The 21,651-nt window shown below is 67.8% G+C and carries 19 protein-coding genes; 7 read left to right on the plus strand and 12 right to left on the minus strand.

The genetic code is table 11. The annotated features are described in order from the left end of the window. Nucleotides 1-242 precede the first annotated feature (242 nt). Genes IL252_RS11410 through IL252_RS11430 form a run of 5 tightly spaced genes read left to right on the plus strand, consistent with a single transcriptional unit; the run spans nucleotide 243 to nucleotide 6,257 of the window. The gene (locus IL252_RS11410) at nucleotides 243-1,382 is read left to right on the plus strand and encodes a DUF354 domain-containing protein (RefSeq protein ID WP_208628110.1); all 1,140 of its coding nucleotides are present in this window, start codon (nucleotides 243-245) and stop codon (nucleotides 1,380-1,382) included. Continuing rightward, nucleotides 1,379-2,437, plus strand: a complete 1,059-nt coding sequence (gene wecB, locus IL252_RS11415; RefSeq protein WP_208628111.1) for a non-hydrolyzing UDP-N-acetylglucosamine 2-epimerase — start codon at nucleotides 1,379-1,381, stop codon at nucleotides 2,435-2,437. The genes IL252_RS11410 and wecB overlap by 4 nt, the downstream gene beginning before the upstream one ends. Continuing rightward, nucleotides 2,430-3,368 carry a glycosyltransferase gene (locus IL252_RS11420; RefSeq protein WP_208628112.1) on the plus strand — a complete coding sequence of 313 codons (939 nt, stop codon included), beginning with the start codon at nucleotides 2,430-2,432 and terminating at the stop codon, nucleotides 3,366-3,368. Before wecB ends, IL252_RS11420 begins: the two co-directional genes overlap by 8 nt. Further along, the gene (locus tag IL252_RS11425; protein ID WP_208628113.1) at nucleotides 3,361-5,286 is read left to right on the plus strand and encodes a hypothetical protein; all 1,926 of its coding nucleotides are present in this window, start codon (nucleotides 3,361-3,363) and stop codon (nucleotides 5,284-5,286) included. Before IL252_RS11420 ends, IL252_RS11425 begins: the two co-directional genes overlap by 8 nt. 29 nt (nucleotides 5,287-5,315) lie before the next feature. Then, nucleotides 5,316-6,257, plus strand: coding sequence for a DUF1616 domain-containing protein (locus IL252_RS11430; RefSeq protein ID WP_244257088.1), 942 nt, complete (start codon nucleotides 5,316-5,318; stop codon nucleotides 6,255-6,257). A gap of 90 nt (nucleotides 6,258-6,347) precedes the next feature. Here IL252_RS11430 and IL252_RS11435 read toward each other — a convergent pair whose 3' ends face one another. Continuing rightward, nucleotides 6,348-7,748, minus strand: coding sequence for a hypothetical protein (locus IL252_RS11435; protein WP_244257091.1), 1,401 nt, complete (start codon nucleotides 7,746-7,748; stop codon nucleotides 6,348-6,350). Between the two features lie 131 nt (nucleotides 7,749-7,879). Further along, on the minus strand, nucleotides 7,880-9,832 hold the full coding sequence (locus IL252_RS11440; protein ID WP_208628116.1) for a hypothetical protein: 1,953 nt from the start codon (nucleotides 9,830-9,832) through the stop codon (nucleotides 7,880-7,882). A gap of 321 nt (nucleotides 9,833-10,153) precedes the next feature. Between IL252_RS11440 and IL252_RS11445 the strand changes: the two genes are divergently transcribed. Continuing rightward, nucleotides 10,154-11,437 carry a carboxylate--amine ligase gene (locus tag IL252_RS11445; protein ID WP_208628117.1) on the plus strand — a complete coding sequence of 428 codons (1,284 nt, stop codon included), beginning with the start codon at nucleotides 10,154-10,156 and terminating at the stop codon, nucleotides 11,435-11,437. A gap of 193 nt (nucleotides 11,438-11,630) precedes the next feature. Then, nucleotides 11,631-12,674, plus strand: a complete 1,044-nt coding sequence (locus IL252_RS11450; protein WP_208628118.1) for an NAD(P)/FAD-dependent oxidoreductase — start codon at nucleotides 11,631-11,633, stop codon at nucleotides 12,672-12,674. 23 nt (nucleotides 12,675-12,697) lie between these two features. Here IL252_RS11450 and IL252_RS11455 read toward each other — a convergent pair whose 3' ends face one another. The 10 genes from IL252_RS11455 to IL252_RS11500 all read right to left on the minus strand — a co-directional run bounded on the left by IL252_RS11455 (nucleotide 12,698) and on the right by IL252_RS11500 (nucleotide 21,649). Continuing rightward, nucleotides 12,698-13,585 carry a universal stress protein gene (locus IL252_RS11455; RefSeq protein WP_244257105.1) on the minus strand — a complete coding sequence of 296 codons (888 nt, stop codon included), beginning with the start codon at nucleotides 13,583-13,585 and terminating at the stop codon, nucleotides 12,698-12,700. A 78-nt stretch (nucleotides 13,586-13,663) separates the two neighbouring features. Then, a complete protein-coding gene (gene nth / locus IL252_RS11460; protein WP_208628120.1) occupies nucleotides 13,664-14,374 on the minus strand; it encodes an endonuclease III in 711 nt (236 codons plus the stop codon). A 94-nt stretch (nucleotides 14,375-14,468) separates the two neighbouring features. Beyond that, nucleotides 14,469-14,849, minus strand: a complete 381-nt coding sequence (locus IL252_RS11465; protein ID WP_208628121.1) for a putative zinc-binding protein — start codon at nucleotides 14,847-14,849, stop codon at nucleotides 14,469-14,471. A gap of 175 nt (nucleotides 14,850-15,024) precedes the next feature. Beyond that, complete coding sequence (locus IL252_RS11470) at nucleotides 15,025-15,261, minus strand: DUF2249 domain-containing protein (protein ID WP_170094023.1); 237 nt, start codon at nucleotides 15,259-15,261, stop codon at nucleotides 15,025-15,027. A gap of 90 nt (nucleotides 15,262-15,351) precedes the next feature. Further along, complete coding sequence (locus tag IL252_RS11475) at nucleotides 15,352-15,627, minus strand: oxidoreductase (protein WP_240936958.1); 276 nt, start codon at nucleotides 15,625-15,627, stop codon at nucleotides 15,352-15,354. Between the two features lie 196 nt (nucleotides 15,628-15,823). Continuing rightward, nucleotides 15,824-16,732, minus strand: a complete 909-nt coding sequence (locus tag IL252_RS11480) for a hypothetical protein (protein ID WP_208628122.1) — start codon at nucleotides 16,730-16,732, stop codon at nucleotides 15,824-15,826. Nucleotides 16,733-16,739: 7 nt separating this feature from the next. Continuing rightward, nucleotides 16,740-17,666 (minus strand): NAD(P)/FAD-dependent oxidoreductase, encoded by a 927-nt coding sequence (locus tag IL252_RS11485; protein ID WP_208628123.1) that lies wholly within the window; start codon nucleotides 17,664-17,666, stop codon nucleotides 16,740-16,742. Nucleotides 17,667-17,668: 2 nt separating this feature from the next. Then, entirely contained in the window at nucleotides 17,669-18,859 is a 1,191-nt protein-coding gene (locus tag IL252_RS11490; protein ID WP_208628124.1) for an ABC transporter substrate-binding protein, read from the minus strand. A 56-nt stretch (nucleotides 18,860-18,915) separates the two neighbouring features. Next, entirely contained in the window at nucleotides 18,916-19,926 is a 1,011-nt protein-coding gene (locus tag IL252_RS11495; RefSeq protein WP_208628125.1) for a HEAT repeat domain-containing protein, read from the minus strand. 148 nt (nucleotides 19,927-20,074) lie between these two features. Next, on the minus strand, nucleotides 20,075-21,649 hold the full coding sequence (locus IL252_RS11500) for a methyl-accepting chemotaxis protein (protein WP_208628126.1): 1,575 nt from the start codon (nucleotides 21,647-21,649) through the stop codon (nucleotides 20,075-20,077). Nucleotides 21,650-21,651 lie beyond the last annotated feature (2 nt).

Raw genomic sequence — 21,651 nt, forward strand, 5'->3', positions numbered from 1 at the left:
CCACCCCACTCCCCTTTCCCCGCTTCCATTTTCCGCGCTCGTCGACGGCGAGTCACGACGGACCGACGACGGCAGTCTCCAGTTCCACATCGCGCCCGCTCCCGTATCGAGTCGGAGCGGCGACCGAGGACGACGACGCCGAAGAACTGGCGAGGTCCCCGCGAACGCTGTAGTGGGCGGCCGCTGTGTGCCGGAGGCGTAGGTCGGCCATAACAAAACACTCACCCGGTCACCACCGAGTGATGCGTCGGAGACACGCCTCGGCCGCGACAGCCACAGACACGCCACAGAACGCTACCGTCCCGCCCGACCAGAACGGGGTGGGGACGCCACCAGCAGAACAGACCGAGCGGCTTCGGATCCTGATTACGATTCAGCATCCCGCTCACGTCCACTTCTATCGCCCAGTCATCGAAGAGCTGACCGCCGACGGGCACGAGGTGCGCGTCTGTACGCGCGAGAAAGACGTTGCCACCGAGTTGCTGACCGCCTTCGACATCGAGCACAGCGTGCTCGCCGGTTCGGGCCAGTCGACGCTGGAGCGGATCGGCGTGCAGGCGCTGTACGAACTGCGCTTGCTGGCGGCGGCGCGCCGTTTCCAGCCCGACGTGGTCACCGCGATCGGCGGGGTCGCGGCGGCCCACGTCGCGACTGCCCTGGGAGCCAAGAGCGTCGTCCTGACCGACAGCGAGCCGGCGGCGCTGACCAATCGTCTCGCCTTCCCCTTCGCCGACGTGGTGTGTACGCCCGCGTGGTACGACGGGGAGATCGACGCGCGCCACGTGCGCTACGAGGGACTCCACGAACTGGCCTACCTCCATCCCGACCGGTTCGAGCCCGACCGGGAGGTAGTCAGGGCGGCCGGGGTGGACCCGTCGGCCGACTACTCGCTGGTCCGGTTCGTCTCCTGGGGCGCACAGCACGACGTGGGCGAGGGGGGCCTCTCGCGGGCCGGCAAGGAGGCGATCGTCGAGACACTCGCGGAGGCCGGCGAGGTGTACATCACGTCCGAGGAGCCACTCGACGCGCCGTTCGACCAGTACCGACTCCCGGTCGCGCCGGCCGACCTCCACCACCTGCTGGCGTTCGCTCGGCTGTACGTCGGCGACTCCCAGACGATGGCGACGGAGGCCGCGTTGCTCGGAACGCCGGCCGTGCGCTGTAACTCCTTTGCGGGCGACGACGACATGGCGAACTTCCGACGGCTCGCAGACTACGGACTCGTGTTCTCGACCGACGACGAGTCGGAGGCCCACGACCGAATCGAGACGCTGCTCGCGGACGACGACGGCGACTGGGACCGCCGCCGGGGCGAGTTCGTCGCAGAGACCATCGACGTGGCCTCGTTCGTCCGGGACGTGCTCGTGGCGGTGGGAACATGAAGGTCCTCACCGTCGTCGGCGCGCGCCCGCAGTTCGTCAAGTCCTTCCCCGTCTCGCGTGCGCTCGCACCCGACCACGAGGAGGTGCTCGTCCACACCGGCCAGCACTACGACGAAGAGCTGTCAGGAGTGTTCTTCGACGACCTGGATCTGGACGAACCCGACTACAACCTCGGGGTCGGCTCACACACCCACGCGATTCAGACCGCACAGATCATGGAACGGCTGGATCCGATCGTCGCCCAGGAATCGCCCGATGCGCTCTTGCTGTACGGCGACACGAACTCGACGGTCGCCGGAGCGCTCGTCGGAGCCAACCGCGACGTGACGGTCGCCCATGTCGAGGCCGGACTGCGAAGCGGGACGCGATCGATGCCCGAAGAGACAAACCGCATCGTCACGGATCACGTCGCCGACGTGCTCTGTACGCCCTGCCGGGCCGCGACCGAGACGCTCGAACAGGAGGGGCTGGGTGATCGGGTCCACGAGACCGGCGACGTGATGTACGACGCGCTCCGCTGGGCCGAGCGGATCGCACGCGACGAGTCGACCGTCCTCGATCGGCTCGGGCTCGACGAGTCGTTCGTCCTCGCAACGGTACACCGACCCCGCAACACGGACGATCCCGACCGCCTCGCCGCCATCGTGGAGGCGCTGGTGACCCACCCCGCGCCGGTCGTCTTTCCGGTCCACCCCCGCACGGCGGCCGCGCTCCGAGACCAGGAGTTGTTCGAGGCGGTCCAGTCCGAACTCCACTGTATCGACCCGGTCGGCTACCTCGATTTCGTCCGCCTGCTCGACGCCGCCGACCGAGTGGTCACCGACTCCGGGGGCGTCCAGAAGGAGGCGTTCTTCCTCGAAACGCCCTGCGTGACGTTGCGCGAGGAGACCGAGTGGGACGAGACGGTCGCCGAGGGCTGGAACAGGCTCGTCGGCGCACGGACGACGGCGATCCACGACGCGCTGGCGACGCCGGTCGACGCCACCGACAGGGGCCACCCCTACGGCGACGGTGACGCGGCCGAGCGGGTCGTCGAGGTGATCGCCGATGGGTGACGTGCTCATGCTGGTGACCAACGAAGACGCGTCGTTCTACAGACAACAGGTCGACGCCCTCGAAGATCTCGGGCTGAACTGTGATACGGTGGCAGTCCCCAACAGCGAGGACGGAACCCGGCAGTTGCGCCACTACGCGCGCTTCTACGGGGCGACGCTGCGCAAGTCGCTGTCGGAGTACGACATCGTCCACGCTAACTACGGGCTGACAGCGCCGGCCGCTCTCGCCCAGCAGCGTCGCCCGGTCGTCCTCTCGCTGTGGGGGTCGGACCTGCTGGGGGCCTACGGACGGCTGTCGACGTGGTGTGCAAACCGGTGTGACGAAGTGATCGTCATGTCCGACGGGATGGCGACCGAACTCGACCGAGACGCCCACGTCATCCCCCACGGCGTCGACATGGAGCGGTTCAGCCCCACCGCACAGGCGAGCGCCCGCGACGAACTCGGGTGGGATCAGAACGCCCGGATCGTCCTGTTTCCCTACGACCCCGAGCGCCCGATCAAGGACTTCCCACGGGCCCGCGCGGTCGTCGACGAGGTGGCGTCGCACCTCGATGGACACGTCGCGCTCCGAACGGTGAGCGGCGTCGACCACGGAGAGATACCACGATACATGAACGCGACAGACGTGATGCTCCTGACCTCTCGACGCGAGGGGTCACCGAACACGGTGAAGGAAGCACTGGCGTGTAACTGCCCCGTCGTCTCGACCGACGTGGGAGACGTGGCCAACTACGTCGAGGCTCTCGACTACTCGGGGGTCTGTGCCGACGACGACGAACTCGTCGAGCGTCTCGTCGCGACGCTCCGGGCCGCACCGGTCTCTGAGGGCCGCGAGCAGGTCGCAGCGCTCGGGTTGCCGGAGATGGCCCGCAACATCGCGTCGGTGTATCGACGAGCCGGCGCACAGGGGGTGACCGTCGATGGCTAGCGCGACGCCCCGCGATCGACTCCCGGCGGAGCCGGATCTCCTCGTGGGGCTGGCCGGCCTCGCGATCGCGGTCGTCCTCTTCCCGCTTCGATTCCTCTCCGGACAGCTGTTCATCCAGGTGCTCCCGCCGGTGCTGGGCCTCGGAAGCCTGGTGTATCTCGTCGGACGCGTCCGTGCTGGCGAGTACGAACGGGCGGCAGAGCGTCGCCGCGTCGGCGTCGACGGGCGTGTCGTCGCGGGCCTCACGGCGCTGGGGATCGGCGGACTCGCGCTGTTTGGCGCGACTGCCGGCGGTCGGACGACGACGTTCCTCCTCGCAAGCGGGCTCGTCGGGACCGCGATCCTCGCACAGATCCTGTTTCTCGACGACGACGCGCTCGGTCCCGGGCTCGTGCTGGGCCAGTTGCTCGCGCTGGCGCTCGTCGTCAGGTTCACCGCGTTGCTCTCGACGCCCGGACTGATCGGCGTCGACAGCTGGACGCACCTCACGGACTACGCGGCGGCCATCCAGACGACGGACTCGCTGTCGGCGATCGCCGACGTGAAGTACCGGACCGCGCCGCTCTTTCACGTCCTGGTGGTGATCGCGGCCGACGCCATCGGTGTCGGCCTGCGAGAGGCCACGTACGTCTCGATGGGGCTCGCGCTCCCGCTGTCGACGCTGCTGTTGTACGCGATCGGGACGCTGCTGTTCGACCGCCGCTGGGCGCTGCTGGCAGCGGGCCTGTTCGTGATGGCCGATCACGTGATCCGGTGGGGCGTCCACATCATCCCGACCAGCATGGGGCTGGTCTTCTTCCTCGGAGCGCTGGCCGGGACGACGCGGCTCCTCGCTGGCGACACCAGACGCGCCACGTACGCGATCGTCGTGGCCTTCGGGATCGCGACCGCGCTGACCCACCAGATCTCGGCGTTCATCCTGCTGGTGGTGCTGGGCGTCGGTGCCGTGGTGGGGTCGCTCGGATCGGTGCTGCCCGGCGACTTCGACCGCGCGGGGTCGCTGTGGCCCGTCTTCGCGCTCGTCACCGCCTTCGTGGCCGCGCTCTGGTCGATCACGCCGTACCGAGACAGCGTGTTCGCCCTGGAACTGCTCGACACCGTCGATCGGGCGATCGCGACCTCCGTCGGCTTCCTCAACCTCGCCGGTCCGGACCCCAGCGGCGCGGGCGGTGCCAGCAGCGCTGCGGGCGTCCCGATCGACGTCGCCTTCGCGGACGCGCTCGGCTTCTTCGCGCTGTTTTTCGCGGTCGTGATCGGGACCGTCGCCGTCTTCCGCCGACGCAACGCCACCCCGGCGACGGTGACCTACGCCGCGGCCGCGGTGGTGCTGGCGACGTTTACCTTCGGGCTCCCGCTGTTTGGCTTCACGACCTTCCTGCCCGGCCGCTGGTACGCGTTCATGTACGTCCCGATGGCGCTGCTCGCGGCGCTTGGCTGCCGGTTCGCGGTGCGCCGGCTCTCGCCACGGATGGCGATGACCGGCCTGCTCGTGTTCGCGCTGGTGGTCCCCGGTGCGATGGCGATCAACCACAAGGGGACCCCGGACAGCCCGGTCTTCGACCAGGAGTTCCCGACCTACGCCTACGACGAGACGGAGCTGTCGGCCGTCGAGACGGTCGGCGCGACGCGGCCCGAAGTGGCCGATCCGATCTACACCGACCACCCCTATCGGACGGTGTTCGAGCGCAGCGGCGCGACGCCGGCCAACATGCTGGCCGTCGAGGACGGCGAGATCGTCCACGACACCGTCGTCTACCGACAGTACCAGTCGACCGGCGCACCGGTAGTCCTCGTCGGCAACGAGTCACAGACTCGGCGGCTCGCCCCCTCGGAGGTGTGTCGCGAGGACATGCACCGCCTCTACGCGAACAGCAACGTCACCGTCTGTACCGGAATCGACGGGATAGACGGAGCATAACTATGCGCGGAGATTCGGAATCCAGCCCAATGTCAGACAGAACTGTCCAGTCGTCGCCGGTCGCGCTGCCGCGGCTGGCGTCGTCGATCGACGTCGCAGCGGTCGTGTTGCTGGCCCTCGTGGGGGCGATCCTGTTCTCGCTCCCGCTCGGGCTCCCAGTCGCCGCGAGGGCCGTCCTCGCGGTCCCGCTCTTGCTGTTCGTACCGGGGTACGCCGTCGTCGCGGCTCTCTATCCGGCGGCCCGTCGAGAGAACGGGACGACCGTGGATAGCCCGACTGCGATCGAGCGCGGCGCGCTCGCGGTCGGACTGAGCCTGTTCGTCGTTCCGCTGGTCGGCGTCGCCGTCGAGGCCGTCTGGTCGCTGACGCTCGTCCCCGTCCTGGACACCGTCGCCGCGGTGACGATCGCCGCGGGCGTGATCGCGCTCGTCAGACGCGAGCGGTTGCCGGCCGGAGAGCGATTCGAAGTGACGACCCCGCTTCGCCGGGCGCTGGCGGGGACGACCGAACGGCCGAAGACGCAGGTGTTCCTGATCGTCGCCGTCCTGTTGAGCGTCGCCGCCGTCGGTGCCGGGGGCGTCGTCGCGACGGACGACAGCGGTCAGGGGGTCACGGAGTTCTACCTCACTACCGACGGGCCCGACGGGGAACAGGTGATGGCGACCGCCGAGACGATCGGCAACGAGTCGGTCCACGAACTGGTCGTCGAGAGCCCGGCACGTCCCGGCGCGAACTACACCGTCGTCGCCCGGACCGGCATCGCAACCGACCGCGGCCTCGTCGAGGAGCGGACCCTCGGTCGCACGTCGCTCACGCTCGGCGACGGCGGGACCGGGACGGCGACGTACGAACTCGATCTCGAACGCGGCGACCGCCCGCTCGAACTGACCTACCTCCTCTACGAAGGGGAGCCACCGGCAGAACCGTCCCGGGAGAGCGCAGTTCGCTGGCTGCGCGTCCGGATCAGGTAACGCGGCTACACTCTTTTCGGCGATCGAAGATCGCGACGACAGCCGCCGCTCTCGGACGTGTCGGCCTCGGAGAAGTGCCGCCGGGCCGCGCTACTCGAATCGCTTTTCCGGCGGTTCGAGCGAGACGTTCTGTCGCACGACTTCGGAGTCGATCGCGGTGATCGGATCACCCGTCACGTCGAAGTTCGTGTCGGCGATGAGACAGTCACGCGACTGTTCGAACCGGATCCCGGAGCGGCGTGGCCCCGTCTGTTCGATCCGCGAGCCCCGGATACGGGTGCCGTTTCGCCTGGTGATGTCGATCGCGTGTTCGGTCGCCGCGCGGCCGCTGATGGTGACGTTCTCGACGACCGGCCCCCGCTGGCTGTCGGCGGGACGGAGGGCGTTGATCGCCGGAACGCCGTCAGTGTCGACGCTCACCGTCGAGTCTTTGATCGTCGCCTGGCCCGCCTCCGAGTGGAGCACGATCCCGCCGGAACTTGTCGGGACCTGCCCCTCGATGCGGACTTCGCAGTCCTCGACGACCTGTCCTTCGCGGGCCCGCATCCGGATCCCGCGGGGATCGAGCCCGTTGGTGTGACGCGGCGGCACCTCGTCGACGACGACGGTCGCGCGCTTGACCGACGAGCCGGTCGAGCCGAGTCTGACGTTGGCGATGTTGTTGTTCCGGTAGCGCCCGCCCCGGACGTGGACGGGTCCGTTCGACCCCGAGAGGCCGTCCTGGCGGCCCGGCGACGACGCGTAGATGCCGTTGTTTGGGAAGTTCTCCACCACGCAGTCCCGGACGGTCAGGGTCCCGGCGTGGTTGTGGCCGACGTAGATCCCGACGGAGTCTGAGTCGTCGGTCGAGCCACCGGAGAGATGGACGTTCTCGACGAGGGCGGTGCTGTCTGGCGTGACCGCCTCGAACCGGAACCCGGACACGTCGGTCGGGTACTGGCCCCTGACCGTGACATCGCGGACGGCGAAGTCGTCGGTCCCCAGTACGTACATCATGCCGCCGTACCCCTCGGCTCGGAAGTCGAGGTCGATCCCCTCGAAGAGGAACCGCTTGAGATCGACCAGTCGCAAGAGCGTCGTGCCCAGCTCGCTGGCGGGAGCGGTCGGAACGAGCGACACGTCGGCCCCGTCGACCGCACGGAGCCCGACGTTGCGGAGCCCGGTCAGCGAGACGTGATCGACCGCGTAGGTCCCGGCCGGGAACTCGATCAGCGTATCGCCGGCCGCGTGTTCGGCCAGCAGATCGGTGATCGGTTCCGAGCCGTCGGCCGCACCGCCGACCTCGGTGATGTCGATCACCTCGTCGAACCGGGACTGTCTCTCGGTCGTCTGGACCGGCGTCTCCCCCGGTGTCCGGGTCCCGTCGTCGGGCGGCACCGGCGTCTCCGTCGCTGGACCACCACCCGGACAGCCGGCGAGCGAGCCGACGGCTGCCGCTGTGAGCGCGAGGAAGGCACGGCGAGAGCGGCGGGGCTGGGAATCTCGTGACACGGGCGGAGCGTGACCGCCCGGCGTCATTGTAATGGTAGTTCTTACGAACTGGTAAGCGACGGGTACCGGTTCGGCTGGGTGTCTCCGGCGTTCCCCGAAAAGAGAGCCGTCAGCGCGAAGCGAGCGACTCGCTATCGCGGGCAGCCGATGTCCGGTGCCGGCTCGTCGCTGCCGTAGTGGTTGTTCCGGAACTCGACGTTCTGCCAGCTGCTGGTGTGGACCTGCGTGATCGCGCTGCCGTCCCACCCTTCCGGCGTCGACTTGGGCTCGTTGGGGTTGTAGAACCAGTTGCCGTGGATGTCGGCCACGTCGCTCGGCGTCCCCCGGATCGCGACGGCCTCGGTGCGGCCGCTGTCCTGAACGTGCGTGACGGCCTCGACGGTGTTGTGGTGGATCTCGATGGTCGTGCCGCCGGGTCGGTGCATGTCCATCACGTGGTCGACGGCCGCCGACCCGAAGTGGTTGTAGCGGGCGACGTAGCCGTTGCCGCCGCCGCTGGCGATGCTGTGGCGGTTGTAGTTGAACTCGTTGTACTCGATGAGCGGCTGGCCCGACGTGGTGCTGACCCCGTAGCCCAGGCCGTCCATCGGATTGTGGTGGACGTGGTTGTGGTGGACGTGCGTATCGCCGGCCGGCCGGACCGCCGCGTGGGTGAACCCCCAGATCTCGTTGTTGTCGATCTCGACGCCGCTGCCAGTGACCCGCAGTCCCATGTCGACCGCGTCGGCGTCGTACTCGCGGTAGGAGTAGCTCGGGCCGCTGACGCGCAGTCCGGTGACGCGAGCGCCCCCCGAGACGTAGACCAGTGGCCACATGACCGACGTGGTGTAGAGGTGGCCACCGGCAGCCCCGTCGACGCCCCGGTCACTCGCCAGCGTGACGCCGGCCGGGACGGTGATGTCCCGCGAACCGAGGTCGAGTTCGGCGCTCCCGTCGACGTAGACCACGTCGCCGCTGGTGGCACTGCCCAGCGCGTCGACCAGCTCGGACACCGAGTCGACGGTGACGGTCGCCTGCCTCGGCTCGACGGCGTCCGCGTAGCCGTCGCCGCCGCCGATCACCGGACTCGTCGATTCCGTCGAGTCGTCGTCGGAGCCGTCGTCGGTCGAGTCCGTCGAGTCGTCCGTCGACTCCTGGCCGGTCAGCTCCGAGAGCGCGATCTGGTCACCGTCCAGGTACAGCGTGTAGTCGCCATCGACCGGGGCGAAGTCGCTCACCTCGCCCGTGATCTCGTAGGAGTCGCCGTAGCCGTTGCCCGTGTAGCCGGCGACGCCGTACGTGCCGTCGTCGTTCTCGGCGATCACGTCGTTCTCGGTCTCGGCCGAGTTCCGGCCGGCGTCGAGGACCTTCTCGACGGAGCCGTCGACGGTGAACTCGTAGGAAACTTCCGTCTGAGAGACGACCGCCAGCGTCTGGCTGGGCTCGTCCTCGCCGACGAGGTCGTACGGGGAGATCGAGTCCCCGTCGAGCGTGACGTTCGCGTCGGCGTCTTTCGGCGAGAAGGCGACGACGCTGCCCAGGAACTCGTAGGAGTCGCCGTAGCCGTTGCCCGTGTAGCCGGTGACGGTGTACGTCCCGTCGTCGTTCTCGGCGATCACGTCGTTCTCGGTCTCGGCGGACAGTGTGCCCACGTCCGTGAGCTTCGTGATCTCGCCGGTGGTCGTCAGCTCGTAGGCGACTTCCGTCGGCGAGGAGATCGCGATCTCGTGGCGCTCCTCGAGCTGGCCCCCGGCGTCGGGCCCGAAGGAGAACGTCGACGGGCCGTCCAGCGTCAGAGCCGTCACGTCGCCCGCCAGCTCGTAGGCGGCGAGGCCCGAGGAGACGGTGCCCTGGATCGTTCCGTCGGAGATGCTGTCGTCGACCTCGCCGTCGGTCGGGACGCGTGTCACGTCGCCGGTCGTCTCGATCACGTAGCTCCAGGTCGCCTCGCTGGCGTCGATGACGAACGACTCGGTCTCGCTCTGGCCGTTCACGGACCCGACGCCCATCCCGACGAGCGCGGTGCCCCCGAGCACTTTCAGCGCGTCGCGGCGGTCCAGTAGCGTCGTCTTACTGTCGGTACGGTCAGACTGTTCATCAGCCATGTACGAGTAGCGAGTGATTACACACCTAAGCGTTCTGACTGTTTTGCCCACCGATAGCCGCCGGATACGATCGCGATAGACGGCTGTTACCGGCAGGTTGGTTGCGGCTACCGGTAAGAACGGCCGTTTCGAAGTCCGAGCGGCGTTCGGACGCGGAGTCGGTCACCGCTCGGGTACGGGGAGCTTACAGTGGTCGTAGGCGGCGGTTACTCTCCGCAGACGGCACTCTTACTCCGGCAGGATCGTCGGCACTCGCTGCGCAGATCTGCCCGCGCCGACAGGAACTCCGTAACAAAACCACAGGCCACCGACGGGTGGCGTATGGCAGGTACGCGAGACGGTCGCCGAGAGGGCGTGGTCGTGCCCGGAATCGATACGGCAAGCAGCACCGCGGCGGTCCGGTCGCTCGGTCGTCGATCGATCCCGGCGATCGTCGCCTCCGAGCACGACACCCCACCGGCCGCCGCGTCGGCGTACTGCGAGGAATCGGTCACCGTCCCCGATCCGGCGGTGGACTTTCCGGGCTACGAGACGGCGCTGCTGGAACTGGCCCGACGCGACGACGTGGCGACGATCCTCCCGTTTCGGGAACCGGACGTGTACGCTCTGGCGCGCAACCGCGACCAGTTTCGCGAGCACGTCGGGACGCCGTGGCCGACGCTTGGGACCCTGCGACAGGTGCAAGATCGGGTGGCGCTGTTTGAGGCCGCCGACCGGGCCGGCGTCGCCACGCCCCGGACGCGGACGCTCTCTGAGTGGAGCGACTGGGAAGCAGAGTGTATCGTCAAGCCACGCTACACCTTCCGCGCACCCGAGTACGCCGACCGCTTCGCCGACCCCGAGACCCAGTGGAGTTCGACCACGTACCTCGAACCGGGCGAGCGACCCGACAGTGAGGCGATCGTCGACGAGATGGGCCACGTGCCCCTGGTCCAGGAGTACGTCCCGACGATCGAGGAGTACGGCTTCTTCGCCCAGTACGACCACGGCAGCCCCGTCGCGACGTTTCAGCACCGCCAGCGTCGCGGCTGGAAGTACTGTGGCGGCCCGAGCGCGTTCCGCGAGTCCGTCGACATCCCGGCCCTGGAGCGGGCCGGGCGGGCGCTGCTGGACGAACTCGACTGGCACGGCGTCGCCATGGTGGAGTTCCTGCGAGACCCGCGGACGGGGGCGTTCAAGCTGATGGAGATCAACCCACGGTTCTGGTCGTCGCTGCCCTTCACCGTCCAGGCCGGCGTCGACTTCCCCCTGCTCGCCTGGGCGCAGGCGACGGATCGCCCCATCGACGGCCCACCCGACTACGAGGTCGGGATCGGGGGGCACCTCCTCCGGGGCGAAGCGCTGCATCTCCACAGCGTCCTGACCGAGGAGTACCCGCTGGTCGAACGCCCCTCGTTCCCGGTCCGTGCCGGCGAGATCGCGGCGTCGCTACTCGGGCAGCCCCGCTTCGACTACCTCTCGACCGACGATCCCGGCCCGTTCGTCCGCGACGTTCGCAACACGGTCAGGCAGGTGACTGGGGACGCGAGCGCAGACGGCCACAGCGAGTCTAACTCCGCCTCCCGGCTCGTCACCGTCGTACAGCGGCTGTTCGTGCGCGAGTAATACTACCGGCTGTAAATCTGTGAACGATTTCGCCACCCCGAGGTGGCGAAGATCTTCACGAAGTTACAGCCGGCAGTATAAGCCGATCCTACCACCGGTTTCGGCCGGATCGGGCGTCGCGATGCCGCCGCGAACGCGACCGGTCCAACTGTGTTGGTCGCCGTTTTATCTGCCTGGTGGCCCTCCTACCCGTATGGTCGATGTTGGCGTGGTCGGCGCGGGCGCTGGCGCAGCGGCACTCAGCTACGTGGTCGACGGAGCCCACCCGTCGGCGGATCTGACGGTCCTCGAAAAGTCCGGCGGCGTCTGCGGGCGGGCCGCGACCCGGCGGCACGGCTCGCTGACCTACGACTACGGCGCGAACTACCTGAAGTCCGACGACGAGCGCGTCGCGGACCTCGTCCGCGAGACGCTGGGCGAGGCGGGACGGGTCGACGTGACCGAGCCGATTTACACCTTCGACGGGGACGGAACGGTCTCCGAGGGACGAGACACCGACGAACACCGGTGGAGCTACGAGTCCGGCCTCACTCAGATCGCGAAGCGGCTGTTCGCCGAGACCGACGCGACCGTCCACCGCCGGACGCGGGTCGAGGCCGTTCGCCGGCTCCCGGAGACCGACCAGTGGGAGCTGACGGACGCCGACGGCCGGCAGTGGGGCCCCTTCGACGCGCTGGCGCTGAACCCGCCGGCACCCCAGACCGCGGCGCTGCTCGACGACGCACAGTGGGACCACCCCGTGCGTGAACGGCTGGCCGCGGCCGCGAAGGACGTGCCCTACCGGACGATCTGGACGGCCGTGCTGCACTACGAGTTCGAACTCGACCGGCCCTACTACGCGCTCATCAACACCGACGACGACCACGACGTGGGCTGGATCGCTCGCGAGGAGTGCAAGCGCGGCCACGTCCCCGACGGGGAGAGTCTGCTCGTCGTCCAGGCCAGCCCCGAGTGGTCGGCCGACAACTACGACGACGATCCGGCCGACAACGTCGCCGAGCTGGCCGAACTGACCGCGGCCGTCGTCGGCGACGACCGACTCACCGAGCCCGACTGGACCGACCACCAGGGGTGGCGCTACGCGCTCCCGGACGCGGGCGTCCAGTCCGCCCCGGTCGACTCGGCCAACGAGCACGGGCTCTATCCGGTCGGCGACTGGGTCGCCGGAGAGGCGCGGCTCCACGCGGCGCTTCGCAACGGTCTGGACGTGGGCGAACGCCTCGCCTACGCCCTGTGATCGAGCGCCGGGCGGGTCGGCGCTTACTCCGTGTCCCGAGCGTTGACCGCACAGACCGGCACCGAGGAGTGGCGGACGACGCGCTCGGTGGTGCTGCCCAGGAGGAAGCGGTTCAGGCCGCTTCGCCCCGCCGTCCCCATGGCGACCAGATCGGCGTCGTTCGCTTCGACGTAGTCGAGGATGTCCCGGGCCGGGAATCCCTCGCGGACCGTCGTCGTGGCGTCGAGCCCGCGCTCGGCCGCGGCCGTCGCGATCTCCTCGGTGACACGCTCGCCACGGGCGGTGAGTTCCTCTAGCAGTTCCGTCGGTGCGGTGTGGTCCGGGCCCGAAGACAGCGTCGCGACGTTGACGACGTTGATCGCGTGGACTCGGGCGTCGGCCCGCTCGGCGATGGCCAGGCCGTGCTCGACCGCCGCCGTCGCCGGTTCGCTCCCGTCGGTCGGGATCACGATCTCGTCGTAGCCGTCGTCGACGGTGCTGGTCTCGACCGCCCGGGTCGTCAGGACCGGGACGGTCGCGTGACGAACGACGTGTTCGACGACGCTCCCAGCGATGTATCGGTCGAGACCAGTCCGGCCGTGGGTCCCCATCGCAAGCAGATCCACGTCGTGTTCCGCGGCGTAGTCGAGGATCGCCTCGCTGGGCCGTCCCCGGACGACGGCCGTCTCGACCGGGATGTCCTCGAAGATCGGTTCGAGCGCCCCGATCGTCGCTTCGCCCTCGGTTTCGAGGCGCTCGACGTAGGCCTCGTCGACGCCACCGGCGTTGATCGGGCCGGCCGCCGCCTGGAGGTCGACGACGTTGAGGAGGTGGATCGACGCGTCGAACGCCCGCGCGAGGAACGCGGCGTGGGCTCCAGCCCGTTCCGCGTGCTCGCTGCCGTCGGTCGGAACCAGAACGGTGTCGTACATGGTGTTCTCACTCGGACAGACTCGTCCCCGGATCATAAACGGCGACCACTGTTCCCGTCGGTCGGGAGCTCCCAGCCGTCAGTCGCTCCCACAGCCCTCACAGTCGCAGTACCGCTCACAGACCGGGTTGTCACAGTCCGGGTTCCGCGCCGAGCAGTGCGTGCGCCCGTGGCGGATGAGCAGGACGTGGAGCGGATACGTGAGTTCGTCCGGCACGACCGCGTCGAGCACGTCGTGGGCGCGCTCGTTGCTCGCGTCTTCGGGGACGAGCCCGAATCGCTTGGACACGCGCTCGACGTGCGTGTCGACGGCCATCGTCGGCTTCCCGAAGTGGAAGTTCAGCACGACGCTCGCGGTCTTGGGACCCACGCCCTTGATGTCGGTGAGCCACGCCTTCGCCTCCGCTGTCGCCAGCGCGTCGAGGAAGGCAAGCGAGTAGGCCCCGCCGGTCTCCTCGCGGATCGCCGCCAGCGCACGCTGGATGCGGGCCGCCTTCTGGTCCGGGAGGCCGGCGACGCGGATCGTCTCGGCCAGCTCGTCGTGGTCGGCCGCTTCGATGGCCGCGAAGTCGTCGTAGGTTTCGAACAGCGACTCCGAGGCTCGGCGCGTGTTCTCGTCGGCGACGTTCTGCGAGAGGATCGTCGTCACCAGCTGTCGGACGCCCTCGCCCGGCTCCGCGTCGGCGTCGGCACCGTGTGCCTCGGTCTGTGCGACCGGTTCGTACAGCGAGACGAGGTCGTCGTGCAACTCGCGGACGTCCGCCGCCGTCCACTCTTCGGGACTCTGCATATCGGGACCCAGGACTGCGACGGCTTCAACGCACCGGGATCGAGGCGGAGCACCGGCCGGGCTCGAAGCGCACTCGGCACTGCCGACCAGTCGGTCAGGCCGTCGTGGTGAGTTCTTCGACCGTCGCGCGGAGGTCTTCGAACAGCCGCTCGGCTTGGTCGTCGTCGTAGTCCGTGTGGTACTCTTTGGCCACGCCGCGTTTGGCGAGGTTGACGTGACGGTCGGGAGTTACGTCGTGGCGTTCGAGGCTGTTGCGCGCACACTCCAGCGGACAGCCGTCGATCACGACCATCGGTCGCCCGGCGGTCGCCGTCTCCACGAGCGGGTCGACGTCTGCACCCACGCCTGCGATGCAGGACATCTCCGCCACGCGCTCGCGGTCGAGTCGCACGGCGAGGTCGTTGGCCATCTGGGCCGCACTCGAACACCCAGAGCACGAGTACACCAGCGGCAGGTCGTCGTAGTCTTCGGTCATCGGTCGGACAATTTGTGCCGTTCGAGGAAGTGGTTGTCCCGAACGGCTTCGTCTCCGAGTCGGGCCGGCGGCAGCGAGGAAAATAGACTGTCAAATGTGGCCAATATAAACAGAAAATCAGATAACTGTCTATAAAGAAGAGAGTGGTCCGCAGCCCTCGAACTAGACAGAACGTTTATGCAGGTGTTATCTCTATCTCCCACAGATCCGACGACGGATTGTGTGGCGTGTATTCGAAGCCGCGTTCTTCGAGGACGTCGTACAGCGGTACGGGTTCGAAACTGTTCACGAGCAGCAGTGTCTCGTCCGCGGGTAGCGACTCGATCGCATTCATGATGTCGGCGAACGGTTCGCCGTCGATCTCGCGGGCGTCGAGGCGTCTGTCGGCGTCCGTCTGGTACTCGTGGGCCATAGGTGACTGTAGGGTGTGAACGGGGCTATAGCTTCACCCGATGACGTTCGTTCGCCCGAGGTCGGGCGTCGCCAGCGACGGGCGACGGCATCAGACGCCGACGTTCGGGCGGCGCATGTAGATCGACCGGAGGAGGACACCGAGACCGACGAGGACGAACACGCCCTGAATCAGCAGTCCCTCCTTCGCGTCGAGCCGAAAGAGCACTGCGAGCACGCCGCTGGTCGCCAGGCCGGCCGTCAGAATGGCGAACCCGACGCTGAACAACTGCATCGGCCGGGAGTGTGATCGGCGGGCGGCGCGGTGTGCGAGATACGCGATGAGCCCGCCGAAGACGACCGTGCTGATCACGAGGACGATGACCATGACCGTGGTGGTGGCGTTCGGTAACATTGGTGTGGGTTTGGCTGCTGCGTTTCTGCGTCCTGTGGGGCACAACGGGGACGCCGACCTATCTACGTGTAACTACCGTGTGAGATCCCTTCAAGCGAGCGTGGCGTTCCTGCCGACTGAGAACGACACCCGATCGCAGTCGATGCGGAGCGGGTGACCGTCCGGGACGCTACGGCGACTGGACTGGCACGGTCGAGAGCGACATCGGCTCGCTGCCGCCGAGTTCGACGACGAGACGCCAGCCACGCTCCGCGTCGACGACGCGGAACCCCGACAGTGACCACTCGGGCTGGTGGCGCGACAGCTCGACCGCCACCGGGAGCACCGGCAGTCGACCGTCCCGGACCGACAGTGCGTACGCAGAGAGGGTCACCTGGACGGTCCGTCGTCGGTTCGCCCGGTCGATCGACGTCGAGCGACAGCTGAACTCCCCGACGAGGCCGCGACGCTGGAGCGCCGCCAGTGCCGTGGCGACCGGCTGCCCGGACCGATCGACGGGCGTCAGCTGCGACGCCGCGTCGGTCAACAGTGCCGCCTGCTGGTCGGGGCTCAGTCGCGCGTCGAACTCGGCGGCGAGCGACTCCAGCAAGCACAGACAGAGGTCGTCGGGGTCGTCGACGGTCTCTGCGAGTTCGAAGTACGCGTCCACGACGGCGGTCTCCAGATCGTCGTACGGGCCGTCGGACAGCGCCTCGAAGACGGCGGCGGCGACCCGGTGACAGAACTCGATGCGCCGTTGCTTCCCCACGTTCGAATCGCGGTCGTCGGACACCGGCGACACCGGGGCGTCGGTGTCCGGACGCGGACCCCCAGAAAGCGCCCGGTCGCCGAACGGGTCGGACTCCTCGCAGACGATCAGGTCGTATCGCGGCGTCCGGGGATCGTACGTGCGAAGCGTGCTCCGGTACTGTTCGGTCGCACGGACCGCGAGGCGCGCCGTCGAGCGACTGTCGAAGCGCAGTGTCGCGACGGGGACCGGTCGCTCGCCAGTCCGACCACAGACGACGCGGTACGAGCCGTCGTCCGTGGCGAGCCGTTCCACGCGTTCTCGAAGCTCTGCGAGTGTCGTCCCGATCATCTGTCTCTCACCGTGGGTTGTCGTCGACGTGCGCTGCCGTGGTTCGGTCCTCGATGGCGCGGGCCCGTTCGACGATCAGATCGTCGTCGACGTGATCGAGGAGGCGTTCCTGGCCGCGTTCGCGCCGTCGCTCGATCTCGTCTTCGTCGACGTAGCTCTCGAACACCCGATCGATCTCGGACTCGCGAACGGACGCCAGTGCCGGCGATTCGGGGTCGAGGTCGTCCGGAAGCTGCTGGGCGAACCACTCGCGCCACCGGTCCCGATCGTCCCACTCCTCGTCGAGTTCCGCGCGCCGACGGACCCAGTCGTAGTGATCGACGACCGGCTCGGGAACGCCGCGGTCGCGTCGAACGTCCTCGACGACGCTCAGCGCCGTCCGCGCGCCCCGCCCGGCAGCGACGATCGCCTGCCGGGACGCCTCGGAGGGCGAGGCGACGTACAGCCCGTCGATCGGCGTCGTCCCGTCCGCCGCGGGATAGGAGTCGTCGAAGGTCTCGTGGACCTCGCCGTCGTGCTCCCGGGTCGTCACCATCGCCGCCTCGTCCAGGGACAGGAGATACTCCCCGCCGTACCGCGTCGCAGCGACGACTCGGTCGGTCGTAACCGGATCGCCCGACTGGAGTGCCACGACGAAGCCGCCGTCGTCACGGCGCTGGACCGACTCGACGAGGTCCGCACGGAGGTCACAGCCGGCCGCTCGGACGTGGTCGTGGCACAGCTCGTAGAGCGTCTCGATGTCGATGCCGACGGGGAAGCCGAGGTAGTTTTCGAGGTGAGCGCACCGCCGGAGCGACGAGCGTCCACGGTCGAACACGACCGTGTCGAGGCCGTACCGGGCGGTAAACACGCCGGCCGAACAGCCCGCGGGGCCGCCGCCGACGATCACGACCTCGTGGTCGGTCGCTCCGTTCGCAGGCGTCGTCTCGCCCATCGTCAGATCGCTCCGGTGACGATATCCGCGACCCGCTGGCGATCGAAGAGTTCCGCATCGTCGGTGACGCGCCCGAACGTCTCCGGGTACAGCTGCTTGGCGGCCCGCTCGGTGAGGAACAGATTCTGAATCGGGCCCTGTCGGAGCGGCCCACCGCGGTAGACGCGACCGTTCTCGACCGCCGTCAGTTTCCCGCCGACGGGATGTTCACGGAGGGAGCCCAGGACGGTCTCGCGGAACTCGGTCGCCGACTTCTCCTCGTGACCGCGAATCAACAACACGTCCGGGTCGATCGTGAGCAGGTTCTCGTAGTCGAGTTCCCCCCGGTTCTCGGTACTCAGGTTCTCGACACCCGTTCCGGCGAGTGCGTCGCTGACACCGAGGTCGTTCCACTGCTTCTTGCTCGTGCCGTCGTCGTTGAGTCGGTACGGCGAGAACGTCTCCGGCTCGTCCGTTCCCTCGTAGGTGAGAAAGACGCTCGGACGCTCGTCTGCCGGCGGCAGCTGAGACTGGAGCTCGGCCAGGAACTCATCGTGGAGCGTCTCGAAGGCCTCGAAACGGGCCCGCTCCTGGAACATCGCGGCCATCTTCTCGAAGGCCTGATAGAGCGTGTAGTACCGGTAGTCGTGCCACTCGTCGGACCGCCGGAAGATCATGTTTCCGAAGAACGGGCCGACGTTCTCCCGGATTTCGGCGATGTCGTCGTCGCTCCAGTCGAACCAGTTTCGCAGCATGCCCGTGTCGATGACGTGGACATCGCTGTCGAGTTCGTAGAACAGTTCCCTAGACATGTCGGCCTCGACGAGATCGTTGGCGGCGATCCGCTCGAAGTCGACACTGACGCCAGGGAGCTCGTCGTAGACGCCAGTGTGATACTCGCCAGACTGCCCGATCCCGACCATCCCGTCGGCCTGGCCCAGCGCGACGCCCATGTCGGCGAAGTCGCCGCCGTAGGGAACCCACGTCTCCGGGACGGCGTCGAAGGTCACTTCGCCAGCGGGGGCCATCGAGACGGAGTACGCGTCCCCGTCGCTCGACTCGGTTTGTGCGTCCGTCTGGGTGGCTGTCTCGGTCGACCGGTCGCTGCTGGTACCGCTACAGCCTGCGACCAGGCCAGCGAGCACCAGCGAACCACCGGACAACACGTACTCTCGTCGGGTCGCTCCGTTCGCGTCGTTCGAGTTGCGCGCCATAGGATTTGGCTCGCCTAAAAGACATATATGCGTTGTGGATTTTAGGCGAGCCGAAACTACCGCGGCGCGCCACACTGGGGACACATCGGCGGCCCCGACTCGGGCAGTGCAGCCCCACAGTGGGGACAGTCGTCGACGGCGTCGGCGGTCGTCAACTCCTCGATCACCGAATCGGTCGTCCGGCGAAGCGACGCGATCGTTCCGAGATCGCTTTCCTCCGAGCGCCGATCGCCTGATCGGCCACGCTCGGCCGCGAGCGCGAACGCTCCACGCTCTGTGACGAACGACTCCTCGTCGTCGGTCAGTGCCCGCAGTCGAGCGGTCGGGTAGTCTTCGAACACGTCGGCCCCGGCGGTGCCGAACGCTTCCGCCGCACGACCCCGGACGTAGGGGTTCGGGTCGTCCAGGCGCGCAGCGAGCGCCCTCCGAACGTCGGTCAGGCGCTCCGGGTGCTCGCAGCCGGTCGCGACCAGCGCCGTACAGACGTGGTACCTGACGAGTTCGCTCTCGGCGTCGAGGTGGTCGCCGAGGTGTTCGACGAGGTGCCGGAGTCGGTCGGGGTCGCCGAGCGCGACGAACGCCAGCGCCTTGGCGAGTTTCGCCGTGACCTCGGGCTCGTCGAACGCGAGGCCGACGCGCAGATCGGCGAGCACGTCGGGCGCTGCGACCGCGTCGGGGTGTTCGAGAGCGACGTACCCCAGCGCTTCGGCCGAGCGAGCACGGACGTAGTAGAACTCGTCCTCGTCGGCGAGGCGAGCACCGAGGGCGTCGACGGCCCCGAGGACGGCGTCGGGTTCGGCCTCGGCGACGGCGACGAACAGCTTCGCGGTCGTGAGCCGTATCGCGCGTTCCTCGTCTGTGAGAAACGAGGCGATCGCGGGAGCCAGCCCGTCGAAACGCGACGGAGCGTCGCCCGCGAGGTCGCCGAGCGCCTGTACCGCGTCCTTCCGAACGGACGGGGGCGCGGCGGCGAGTGCCGTCAGTGCGTCCCGCACCCGGTCGACTGGTTCCGTTTCGACGATCTCGACGAGCCGTGCCGGCTCCGGTGGTTCGGTTCGGTCCACCATCTCAATGGTCGTGAGAGCGACATCACGGGACCGACTGAAAGCGCTTGCGTTCGATCCGGTCGGGGAACGGGTCGGAAGGAAAAGATGGCGAACACGGCTGGTCGGCGTCGGGCTGGTCCCTACCGTGGCCGACACTCCCCGGGTCCGATCAGTCAGTCGTCACCGGTTCGCTCCCCTCGACCGACCGATCCTGGCGCTGTGTCACGTCGAACTGTGAGACCATCGACTGGAGCTGCTCGGCGCTGTCCGACAGCGAGTCAGCGCTGGTCGCGATTTCCTGAATCGTGGCGGTCTGCTCTTCTGTCGCTGCCGACACGGCCTGTGCTTTGTCGGCCGTCTGGTCGCTGATCGACGTGACCTCGTCGAGCATCGAGACGACCTCCTGCCCGGAGTCAGCCTGTTGGTCGGTCGCCTCACTGATCGACTGGATGGCGGTGTTCGCCTCCTCGACCTGCGTGACGATCTCGTTCAGTTTGTCTGCCGTCTGGTCGATCGTCTGGCGACTCTCTTCGACTTCCGACTGTGTGTCGTAGATGTCGGCTGCGACGCTGTCGGCCGAGTCTTCGATCCCCTCGATCAGCGACTCGACTTCCTGTGTCGCGTCGGCCGTCTCACCGGCCAGTGACTTGATCTCTGATGCCACGACGGCGAACCCTTCCCCTGCTTCGCCGGCTCTGGCGGCTTCGATAGAGGCGTTGAGCGCGAGCATGTTCGTCTGCTCTGCGATGTCGTTGATCAGCTTCACGACCTCTTCGATCCGCTCGACTGCCTCCTGGAGATCCGTGACCTCTGCGACGGTCTCGTTGGTTCGAGACTCCAGCGACGCCATCTTCTCGACCGCCTCGGCGGCCGCCTGCTCGCCGTCCTGACCGAGTTCCGCCGCCTGCTGTGACTGGCTGGCGACTTCCTGTGAAGACGAGGCGATCTCTTCGATCGTCGCAGAGAGATCGCTCATCTCTGCACTCGCTGCGTTGACCTTGTCGCTCTGCTTTTCGGTCCCGGCGGAGATGTCCTCGGTGCTCTCGGCGACTTCCGCGCTGGCAGATCGGATCTCCGACGCGCCGGCAGTGACCTCCGAACTCTCGGTGTCGACTCGGTCTGCGAACGATTGAATGTCGGCGACCACCGATTCGAGATCGTCCATCATCGCGTTGAACGCCGCACCGATCTTGGCCATCGCGTCGCTCTGGCTGTCCGGGTCCATCCGAACCGTCAGATCACCGGCTGCTGCCCGTTCCATCCTTTCCGCGTAGGAACCGGCTTTCGCTTCGAGGTCCGCAGTCAACTCTTCGAGTTCCGCTTCCCGCTCTTCGATCTCCTCGCGAGCGCGTTCGGCCTCACGCTGTGCGTCTTTGGCTTGCTCGCGCTGTTCGTTCGCCTGCTCTTTCGCTTGCTCGGCCTCCCGCTGTTTGGCTTCGGCCGATTCGACCAGTTCCTGCATCTCCGTGACGAGCGAGAGCGTCGCCGTCCCGCCGATCGCGAAGACCGCGACCGTCGACGTCATTAACGGACCGGTCGCGAGGTTGAACACCTCCTCGTAGATGCCCGCCTTCTCGAACATGAGGCTGACCGTCCAGACGGTCCCCAGCGTCGACGCGAAGCTGAACGTCAGCCAGAAGGCAGATTCGGCGTCGGTGTCACGGTAGTTGAGCCAGCCCAGTACCGTCGCACCGACGAATCCGAGTGCGCCGAGTCCGTCGAAGATAGGTGCGATTCCGACCATGG

It is taken from the genome of Halomicrobium sp. IBSBa, assembly GCF_017612575.1.
Lineage (GTDB): Archaea > Halobacteriota > Halobacteria > Halobacteriales > Haloarculaceae > Halomicrobium.